Origin of the sequence: Alloalcanivorax profundimaris (genome assembly GCF_015265435.1) — a bacterium.
Lineage (GTDB): Bacteria > Pseudomonadota > Gammaproteobacteria > Pseudomonadales > Alcanivoracaceae > Alloalcanivorax > Alloalcanivorax profundimaris.
Genome location: NZ_JABJWH010000004.1, coordinates 127,121 through 136,797, shown reverse-complemented (window position 1 = coordinate 136,797; position 9,677 = coordinate 127,121). Strand labels below are relative to the sequence as shown.

Sequence of the window (9,677 nt, the reverse complement as noted above, 5' to 3'; positions counted from 1 at the left end):
CTGCGCTGCTTCCAGGAGCGAACGGCCTCCCCGGTAACCGGGCTAAACCTTACCTAAATCTCCAGATCGAACATACAAGGAGCGACCGGGCGGCGTTCCGCTTCAGTCGCGATTGCGGCGGTGGGGCGTGCTTCCTAGGCCCTATCGCGACTGAAGTCGCTCCTACAACAAAGTATCAGGCGGCGGCGAGGAAGCGGCTGAGCAGGTTGGCCAGGAGGTTGCGGCGGAACGGCTTGGCCAGGTGGGCGTCCATGCCGGCGGCCAGGCAGCGCTGGCGTTCCTCGAACATGGCGTTGGCGGTGAGCGCCACGATGGGCACCGGGTCGCGGCCGTTTTCCCGTTCCCGGCGGCGCAGGGCGCGGGTGGCTTCCAGGCCGTCCATGATCGGCATCTGTACGTCCATGAGAATACAGTCGAAGTGCTGCTCGCCGGCCAGGGCCAGGGCACTGGCGCCGTCGCCGGCGGTGACCACTTCCAGGCCCAGGTGCTCGAGCATGCGCCGGGCCACCAGCCGGTTCACCTCGTTGTCTTCCACCAGCAGCACCCGGCCGCGCAGCCGCTCGGGGCGGCGCTCCCGTTGATTGGTCTCGGTGAGCACCGCCGGGCGGGTGCGCACGCGCAGGCTGAGGGTGAAGCAGCTGCCCTCCCCCGGTTCGCTGATCAGGGTCAGGTCGCCGCCCAGGATCTGCGCCAGGCGGCGGGCGATCACCAGCCCCAGGCCGGTGCCGCCGAAGCGCCGGGAGGCGGAGGAATCCACCTGGGAGAAGGCGCGGAACAGCTTCTCGCGTTGTTCCGGGCTGATGCCGATGCCGGTGTCGCGCACGTCGATGGCCAGGTCGATCATGTCCTGGTGCTGGTCGCAGATGCTCACCTGCACGCGGATGCCGCCGGCGTCGGTGAATTTCACCGCGTTGGAGATCAGGTTGCTGAGGATCTGCCGCAGGCGGGTGGGGTCGGAACGGATCTCCAGGTCCGCCAGGCAGGCGGCGCCTTCCAGGCGCAGGAACAGGCCCTTCTCCCGGGCCAGGTAGCGGAAGGTGCCGACGCAGTTGTTGAGCAGCGGCACCGGCGCGAAGAAGGTCTGCTCCACTTCCATGCGGCCGGCCTCGATGCGCGAGAAATCGAGGATGTCGTTGATCACTTCCAGCAGGTGGCCGGTGGATTCCAGGGCGGCCTCGGTGTACTCGCGCTGCTCGTCGTTCTGGCGGGTGGTTTCCAGTAGCTGCAGCATGCCGAGCACGCCGTTCATGGGGGTGCGCAGTTCGTGGCTCATCATCGCCAGGAAGTCGCTCTTGGCCTGGCTGGCCTGCTGGGCCTGGCGGTGGGCGTCGCGCAGCTCGGCGATGGCGTTCTGCTGGTCCTCGCGGGCCTGCTCCAGGCCGGCGGCCAGGTCGTTGATGTTGGTCTGCAGGTCCGCCAGCTCCCCTTCCAGGGGACGGGTGCCGCGGGCCTGGTAGTCGCCGCCACGGATCACCCGCACCAGCCGCGACAAATGGCTCACCGGCTCGGCGATGCGCCGTGCCAGGTAGCGGGCGATCAGCAGGCCCACCACCACCGCCAGCAGGGCCGGCAGCAGGCTGGCCACCAGAATCTCCTTCTGGCGCGCCAGAATACGGCCCCGGGACAGGCCCAGCACCACCTCGCCGATGCGGTCCGGCTCGCCGTCGGCGGTGTCCAGGCCGCCGCCGATCAGCGCCGGCTGCCGGTAGATGCCGGCGTGGAAGGCGAGCACGGCGCCGGTGTCGTCCCGGGATTCGCCGGCGCGCAGCAGCGGCTCGCCGTTTTCGTCCAGGAAGGCCACGTAGCGCACGTCCGGGCGCTCCAGCACCATGCGCGCCTGGCGGCGCAGGTCGGAAACGTTGCCGGCGAGCACCCCGTATTCGGCGCCGGCGGCCATTTGCTGGGCCAGGAAGCCGCCCAGCTGGCGCACCTCGTTGTCGGCGTCCTGGAAGCGCTGCCAGGTCAGGGCCACCAGCACCAGGACCAGCATGATCAGGGCGGGGATCACCCCGAGCCATTGCAGCTGTCGGCGAATGCCGCCGGTCAATCTCATGGCGAAGTCTCCAGAATGCGCTCCAGCCGCGCCCGCTCGACCAGGTTGAGGTCGTAGGCGCGGGCCACGTGGTCGTTCACCGCCAGGGAGTAGTGGCCGGCGAAGCCCTGGGCCGGCCATTCACCGTGGCGCCGGCGGGCCTCCAGCCGTTCCAGGGCGGCGCGGGCCAGGTCGCTCAGGTCCAGGTAGGCGCTGGCGACGCTGCCGGCGTGCACGAAGTCGGCGCCGGGGCCGAACACCGGCACCCGCTGGCGGTAGCTGGTGAGCAGCACCAGCTTGGCGGCGCCGGGGCCGAACAGGGCCTCGTCGTCGGGCAGCAGCAGGGCGTCCCAATCCGGCAGGTAGCGGCGCAACAGCGGCGCCAGGCGGTCCGGGCGGGGCACCAGCACCGCCTCCAGCAGGCGGCCACGCGGCATGCTGAGCGGCGGCGCCCAGGCGCTGGCCGGCCCGAGCAGCACGCCGACCCGGCCGGCCTCGGGCATCAGGGCGTCGATCAGCGCCAGTTGGGTGGCCAGGGGCACGCCGCGCCAGATGGCGGAGCAATCGCAGCCCGGGGTCACCAGCCCGGCGGCGGAGCGCGGCACCGCCAGCCCCAGCAGCGGCCCGCGGCCGGGGACGGCGAGTTCGGCGCGGAAGGCGGTTTCGCCCAGGGCCAGGGTGACGTCGGCGCCCTGCTCCACCAGGGTGACGCGGCCGCCGCCGACGCTGTCCAGGGCGGCGACGAAGCGTTCCGCCACGGCCGGGTCCTCGGCGCGCAGGCGCACCGTCAGGGGCTCCGCCCAGGCCGGCACCGCCCACAGGGCGGCGGCCAGCAGCACGCAGATCGCGCGCCCGAGGCGGGCAATCCCGAGGCTCCGTCCTGTGCTGCCTGTCGCGTCCTTCATGGTCCCCTCGCTGGGTTCGACGCTAGAAGTTCACGGTAACCGTGAGCCAGTAGCGTTGATCATCCTGATACTCGTTTTCCGCGAACACCACCGGTTCGCTGTTGAGCGGCTGCTGTACCTGCAGCCGCCATTCCCATTCGGCGCCGGCCAGCCGCTGGCGCCAGCCGAGCTGGGCGTCCAGGCGCTCGAAGGGGTAATCGTTGTAGTCCCGCGCCAGGTAATAGCCGGTGGACCACCACCAGTCCCGGCGGAACCGCCACAGCCACAGGGCGCCGGCGCTGTCCCGGGCGGCCAGGCGCGTTTCGGTGGCGCTGGTGGCGCGGGTGTGGATGTGCGCCCCGGTGAGCCGCAGCAGGTGGCGGCCGGAGGGGCGCCAGCTCAGCTGCGCCTCTGTGCCCCGGTGGGACACCTCACCGTTATTGTTCGGCTCGAAGTTGAACGGGTTGAGGGCGCCGCTGACCAGGTCCCAGAGTTCTTCCTGGAAATAGCGCACGTCCAGCTCGAAGCCGCCCATACCGCCCACGGCGAAGCGCCCGTAGTAGCCCAGCTCCCGGGAGCGGATGCGCTCCGGGTCCAGGGTGCCGGGGCTGCGCTGGGTGACGAAGAAATAGGCCGGGTCCCAGCCGAGCAGGCCCTGGCGGTCGCCGTAGGGGCCGGACAGGCCGCTGATCGGCAGGTTGATGCGGGCCTGGTCCTCGTAGATGTCCGGGGTGCGCAGGGCGCGGGCGTAGACCGCGCGCAGGGTGTGCCCGGGCAGCACTTCCCAGTTGACCCCGGCGCGGGGGCTGAAGTGGGCGCCGCTGATGTCGTCGTGCTCCCAGAAGCCGGCCAGGTTCACGGTCACCGGCGGCAGGGGTTTCAGCGCCAGGCTGGTGAACAGGCGGTGGCTCAGGTTCTCGGCGGTGCCGGACAGGAACGCCTGGGACCGGGCCCGGTCCTGGCGCAGGTTGAGGCCCGCCACCAACCGCGCCCAGGGGCGCAATTGCAGGGTGTCCTGGAGCTCCAGGTCGTAGCGTTCCTCGCGCACGTCCAGGTAGCCGGTGCCGCAGAAGGGCCCGCCGCCGCTGGCCTGCAGGGTGGCGTAGCGGTTCTGGATGGCCGGGTCGGCGGCGGCGCTGGCCAGGGTCTGGCCGATGTCACCGCCGTTGGCCAGGTACAGGTCGCGCAGCTCCTTGGAGTAGTAGAGGCCGCCGCCGGGGCCCTGGGTGCCGGTGATCGGGTCCCGGTAGCACAGGTCCAGGTTGATGTCCTCGTTGTTGTACTGGCCGTAGAGGCTCACCTTGAACTGGTGGCGCGGCGACACCTGGCGCTGCCATTCCAGGCCCAGGAAGGCGCGTTCGGCGCGCTCCTGGCTGTCGTCGCGGTAGTCGGCGATGGCTTCCAGGCCCCGTTCGTTGGGGCGGTCCAGGCGGGTGCGGCTGCCGCCGGCGTGCACCGTGAAGGTATCGCGGGGGTTGAGCTCCCACACGGAGCGGCCGTTGAGGGTGGTGACGCGCTTGGCGTCGCCGGTGTCCAGGGGCGGCAGGTCGGCGTCGTAGCCGTGGTCGCGGCGGTCGTTGAGGCTCAGGCGCCAGGCGCCGTTGTCGAACTGGTGGGCGGCGGCGACGCGGCTGTCGAGGATGCCGTTGTTGCCGGCGCGCACCCGGGTTTGCTGGCCGTCCACGTCGCGGGGGTCGCGGGTGATGATGTTGATCACGCCAGTGAAGGCGTTGGCGCCGTAGGCGGCGGAGGCCGGGCCCCGGGTCACCTCGATGCGCTCCACGTCCTCCAGGGCCACGGGGATGGCGTTCCAGTTCACCCGGGCGAAGCCGGGCTGGTAGACGCTGCGGCCGTCCACCAGCACCAGCATGCGGCGCTGATCGCGGGCCTGGGTGCCGTGGTAGGCCACCGAGGGCAGGTTGCCGTCCGCCTTGGCCACGCTCATGCCGGGCACCAGGCGCATCACCTCGTAGAGCTCGCGGGCGCCGCTGGCGAGGATCAGTTCGCGGTCGATGACGGTAACGCTGGCGGGCACCTCGGAGACCGGCTGGTCCAGGCGCGCCGGCGTCAGCACGCGCGGTGCCTCGCCCTGTTCAAACGGTGATGCCATGGCCAACGCCGGCCACAGCGCCAGCCCTGTCAGCAGCGATCGCAACCCCCGGTAGCAATGCACCCCTGTTCCCCCGGACATCCGGCGCGGCGCCCGACCCTTATCCCTGGGGCCGGGCGCCGCGCCGGACGGTTATTTCTTGACGTGTTTCATCATGCGCCTCTTGCGCTTGATCTGGCGGTCGGTGAGCTGATTCTTGCGCCCCTCGTAGGGGTTGTCACCGGATTTCAGTTCCAGCCGGATCGGCGAACCTTCAATCTTCAGCAGCTCGCGGAAGCGGTTTTCCAGATAACGCTGGTAGCTGTTCGGCAGCGACTCGGTGCGGTTGCCGTGGATCACCACCGTGGGCGGGTTGGAGCCGCCCAGGTGCGCGTAGCGCAGCTTGGCCCGGAAGCGGCCGTTGCGCGGCGGCGGATGGCTGTGGGTGATGTCCTGCAGCATCCGCGTCAGCGCGTTGCTGCCGAGCTTGAGGAAGGCGGATTCCCAGGCCCGCTCCACATAGCCGAACAGATCCCCCACGCCGGTGCCGTGCAGCGCCGAGATGAAGTGCACCTTCACCCAGGGCACGAAATGCAAGCGCCGTTCCAGTTCGGTTTTCACCCATTGCCGGTGGTCCGGCTCCAGGCCGTCCCATTTGTTCACCGCCACCACCAGGGCGCGGCCGGCTTCCAGCACATAGCCGAGCAGGTGCAGGTCCTGGTCGGTGATGCCGTCGCGGGCATCCACCACCAGCACCACCACCTGGGCGGCGTCCACCGCCTGCAGGGCCTTGATCACGGAGAATTTTTCCACCGCCTCGTGGACCTTGCCGCGGCGGCGGATGCCGGCGGTGTCGATCAGCACGTAGTCGCGGGGGTCGCCGCCGTCCTTGGGCTGGCGGGTGAAGGGCACCTCGATGCTGTCGCGGGTGGTGCCGGCGTGATCGTAGACGATCACCCGCTCCTCGCCGAGGATGCGGTTGATGAGCGTGGACTTGCCCACGTTGGGCCGGCCCAGCACCGCCACGCGCACGGTGTCCGGGTCCTCGGGGACGGCCTCTTCGTCCTCGGCGTCCGGGAAGGCGTCCAGCACCGTGTTGACCATGGCGCGCACGCCACGGCCGTGGGCGGCGGCGATCGGGAACAGGTCGGTGAGGCCCAGGGCGTAGAAGTCCGCCATGGCGGTTTCCGGGTCCAGGCCGTCGGTCTTGTTGACCACCAGGAACACCGGCTTGGGCAGCTTGCGCAGCTCCATGGCCACCTGTTCGTCGGCGGCGGTGAGGCCGGCGCGGCCGTCCACCAGGAACAGCACCGCGTCCGCTTCGCCCACCGCCTGGCGGGCCTGGTCGGTCATCGGCCGGTCGATGCCCTCCTCGCTCTCGCCGATGCCGCCGGTGTCCACCACCGTGTAGGGGCGTTCGCCGAGCTTGCCGTCACCGTACTGGCGGTCCCGGGTGAGCCCGGGGAAGTCCGCCACGATGGCATCGCGGGTGCGCGTGAGGCGGTTGAACAGGGTGGATTTGCCCACATTGGGGCGCCCCACCAGGGCGATTACCGGTTTCATTCAGGGTCAGTCCCGCTCTTCGAGGCGGTAGGCGGCCAGCTTGCCGTCGGCGCTCAGGGCGTAGAGCACCTCGTCGTAGACCACCGGGGTGCCGGCGAACGGGTCGCCGTCATGGTGGTAACGGGCCACCAGTTCGCCGGTGTCCGCGTCCATCCAGTGCAGGTAGCCCTCGAAATCGCCGACCGCCACCAAGCCGTCCTGGACCACGGTGCCGGTGAGGCGGCGGCCGTAGAGTTTGTCCTGCTGCCACAGGAAGCTGCCGCTGCGCTGCTCGGCGGCGCGCACCAGGCCATCGCTGTCGGAGACGAACAGCGAGCCCAGGTAGGAGCTCAGTTCCTGGTGGCTGGAGAGATCCTTGTTCCAGTAGGGGCGGCCGTTTTCCCAGTCGAGCACGGCCAGCTTGCCCTGGAAGGTGGCGGTGAACACGCCGCCGTTTTCCACCAGCAGGCTGGAGTCCACGTCCACCAGGCGGTCCAGCTCGGAGCGGCCAGTCGGCTCGGCCACGCGCCGCTCCCACACCGGGGCGCCGGTTTCCAGCTCGATGGCGGCCACCTTGCCGCTGGCGAAGCCGGCGTAGACCCGGCCGCTCTCGATCACCGGCTGGGCGCCGCCCAGCAGGGTCAGGTTGGGCACCGTGGTTTCGTAGTCCCAGACCTGTTCGCCGGTTTCCGCGTCCAGGGCCTGCACGTGGCCGTCGATGGTCTGGAAGATGGCCAGCAGGCCGTTGCTGGTGGGCTCGGCCATGATCTCGCTGCTCACCGGGGTGCGCCAGAGTTCCTCGCCGGTTTCCGCGTCCAGGGCCACCGCCTCGCCTTCGCGGGTGCCGTAGAGCACCTGGCCGTAGCCGGCGTACAGGCCACCGGAGATGCGGTCGCCGGTCTTGGCGCGCCACTGGCGCTTGCCTTTTTCCCGGTCGAAGCCGTACACGCGGCCGTGGATGTCGGCGGCGAACACGCGCTGGGCGGTGACCGCCGGGCGCAGGGTGACGGCGCTTTCCTCGACGCCGTCACCGGCGCCGGAGCGCCATAGCCGGTCCACGTCGAAGCGCTTCTCGAAGTCCGGCAGCGGGTTGGGTTCGATGGCGTTGGGGTTGCTGGAGCAACCGGCCAGCGCCATCACGCAAAGCAGTACGGCGGCCGCGGGGGCGGAAAACGAATATTTCACGAATAGAGGCTCACGATTGGGACTTCAGATCGTCGAGTTTCATTTGCACGCGGTCCCGGGCGGCGCCTTCGTCCAGCGCTTCCAAAGCGTCGCCGTAGGCGGCGCGGGCCGCGTCCCAGTTTTCCCGGACGCTGGCGATGTCCCCCTTCAGCTCCAGCGCCTGGCCTTGCCAGGCCTCCGGGAAGGTGCGCGCGATCTGCTCGCCGGCGGCGTCCAGTTCGCCCTGGGCGACAAGGACACGGGCCAGCCGCAGGCGCGCGGTGTATTCCAGCTCGCGGGTGGCCGGGTCCTCGGCCACGGTGGTGAGCTGTTCGGCGGCGGCGCCCAGATCACCGTCGTCCACGGCGAGTTTGGCCAGGGCCAGGTGTGCGTAGTCGGCGTAGGCGCTGCCACCGAAATCCTTGATCAGGGTATCGGCGGCGTTGCGGACCAGGTCCGCGTCGCCTTGCTGGCCGAGCGCCGTCATCATGGCTTCGTAATGTTGCGACGCCTCGCCGGCCTGGCCGGCGCTGTGATCCTGCCACTGGCGCCAGCCGAGCAGCGCGCCGATGGCGAGCACGATCACGATGATGGTGGCGGTGCCGTTCTTCTGCCACCATTCCTTGAGCCGTTCGGCCTGTTCTTCTTCGTCGCGGATGTAGTCGACCACCCCAGTTTCTCCTTAGTCGGCCAGGCGGGCGGCCAACCAGTGGGCCACCTCGTCCTCGTTCAGTTGCTGTTGCTCGTCTTGTTCACGCAGCGGTTTCACCGCCACCTGCCCGGCGGCCACTTCGTCCTCGCCCAGAATCAGCGCGTAGCGGGCGCCACTGCGGTCCGCTTTCTTCATCTGGCTCTTGAAGCCACCGCCGCCGCAATGGCATTGGATGCCGACGCCCGGCAGGGCGTCGCGCAGACGCTCGGCCAGGGCCAGTGCCTGGGCCTGCACATTGCCCATGGCGGTAATATAGATCGCCACCGGGCCGGGCAGTTCCTGACCCTGCTTTTCCAGCAGCAGCACCAGGCGTTCCAGCCCCATGCCGAAGCCCACCGCCGGGGTGGGTTTGCCGCCCAGTTGCTGCACCAGGCCGTCGTAGCGGCCGCCGGCGCACACCGTGCCCTGGGCCCCCAGCGCGTCGGTGGTCCACTCAAACACGGTTCGCCCGTAGTAATCCAGCCCGCGCACCAGGTTGGGGTTGATCACGTACTCGATGCCGGCGGCCTCCAGCAGCGCCTTGAGCTGCTCGAAGTGATCGCGGGCCTGGTCGCCCAGGTGGTCCGCCAGGCGCGGCGCGTCCTGGAGCACTTCCCGGGTGCCCGGGTCCTTGCTGTCCAGCACCCGCAGGGGATTGCGCTCCAGGCGGTTCTTGGAGTCCTCGTCCAGGCGCTCGCGGTGCTCGCGCAAAAAGGCCACCAGGGCGTCCCGGTAGCGGGCCCGGTCGTCCGGGTCGCCCAGGGTGTTCAGTTCCAGGGTGACCTGGTCAGCCAGCCCCAGTGCCTTCCACAGGCGGGCGGTGAGCAGGATCACCTCGGCGTCGATGTCCGGGCCGGCCATGCCGAAGGTTTCCACGCCGATCTGGTGGAACTGGCGGTAACGGCCGGCCTGCGGGCGCTCGTGGCGGAACATGGGGCCGGTGTACCAGAGCCGCTGGGTCTGGTTGTACAGCAGGCCGTGTTCCTCGGCGGCGCGCACGCAGCCGGCGGTGCCTTCCGGGCGCAGGGTCAGGCTGTCGCCGCTGCGGTCCTCGAAGGTGTACATTTCCTTCTCGACGATGTCGGTGACCTCACCGATGCCACGGGCGAACAGCTCGGTGCGCTCCACGATGGGCATGCGGATTTCCCGGTACCCGTAGGCGTTGAGCACGGCGCGGGCACGCTCTTCCAGCCACTGCCAGAGCGGGGTCTGCTCGGGCAATACATCGTTCATGCCGCGTACCGACGCGATCTTCTTGCTCACCGGTTCTCCTTC

The 9,677-nt window shown here is 69.9% G+C and carries 7 protein-coding genes; all 7 read right to left on the bottom strand.

Features of this window, described 5'->3' with window-relative positions; translation table 11 throughout:
* Window positions 1-175: 175 nt before the first annotated feature.
* The 7 genes from HMJ39_RS01455 to hisS all read right to left on the bottom strand — a co-directional run bounded on the left by HMJ39_RS01455 (window position 176) and on the right by hisS (window position 9,665).
* Complete coding sequence (locus HMJ39_RS01455) at window positions 176-2,053, bottom strand: ATP-binding protein (protein WP_194295994.1); 1,878 nt, start codon at window positions 2,051-2,053, stop codon at window positions 176-178.
* Window positions 2,050-2,937, bottom strand: a complete 888-nt coding sequence (locus HMJ39_RS01450) for a hypothetical protein (RefSeq protein WP_194295993.1) — start codon at window positions 2,935-2,937, stop codon at window positions 2,050-2,052. Before HMJ39_RS01450 ends, HMJ39_RS01455 begins: the two co-directional genes overlap by 4 nt.
* 22 nt (window positions 2,938-2,959) lie before the next feature.
* Complete coding sequence (locus HMJ39_RS01445) at window positions 2,960-5,026, bottom strand: TonB-dependent receptor plug domain-containing protein (protein WP_194295992.1); 2,067 nt, start codon at window positions 5,024-5,026, stop codon at window positions 2,960-2,962.
* A 132-nt stretch (window positions 5,027-5,158) separates the two neighbouring features.
* Complete coding sequence (der, locus tag HMJ39_RS01440) at window positions 5,159-6,568, bottom strand: ribosome biogenesis GTPase Der (protein WP_161383874.1); 1,410 nt, start codon at window positions 6,566-6,568, stop codon at window positions 5,159-5,161.
* Between the two features lie 6 nt (window positions 6,569-6,574).
* Window positions 6,575-7,732: an outer membrane protein assembly factor BamB gene (bamB, locus tag HMJ39_RS01435; RefSeq protein ID WP_256244783.1), complete on the bottom strand. Its 1,158-nt coding sequence runs from the start codon at window positions 7,730-7,732 to the stop codon at window positions 6,575-6,577.
* A gap of 10 nt (window positions 7,733-7,742) precedes the next feature.
* Window positions 7,743-8,381 carry a YfgM family protein gene (locus tag HMJ39_RS01430; RefSeq protein WP_161383875.1) on the bottom strand — a complete coding sequence of 213 codons (639 nt, stop codon included), beginning with the start codon at window positions 8,379-8,381 and terminating at the stop codon, window positions 7,743-7,745.
* Between the two features lie 12 nt (window positions 8,382-8,393).
* Window positions 8,394-9,665 (bottom strand): histidine--tRNA ligase, encoded by a 1,272-nt coding sequence (hisS, locus tag HMJ39_RS01425; protein ID WP_194295991.1) that lies wholly within the window; start codon window positions 9,663-9,665, stop codon window positions 8,394-8,396.
* Window positions 9,666-9,677: the final 12 nt, after the last annotated feature.

Coding starts and splice junctions, on each gene's coding strand:
- der (WP_161383874.1), bottom strand. CDS start 6,568: ATGAAACCGGTAATCGCCCTGGTGGGGCGCCCCAATGTGGGCAAATCC.
- HMJ39_RS01455 (WP_194295994.1), bottom strand. CDS start 2,053: ATGAGATTGACCGGCGGCATTCGCCGACAGCTGCAATGGCTCGGGGTG.
- HMJ39_RS01445 (WP_194295992.1), bottom strand. CDS start 5,026: ATGGCATCACCGTTTGAACAGGGCGAGGCACCGCGCGTGCTGACGCCG.
- HMJ39_RS01450 (WP_194295993.1), bottom strand. CDS start 2,937: ATGAAGGACGCGACAGGCAGCACAGGACGGAGCCTCGGGATTGCCCGC.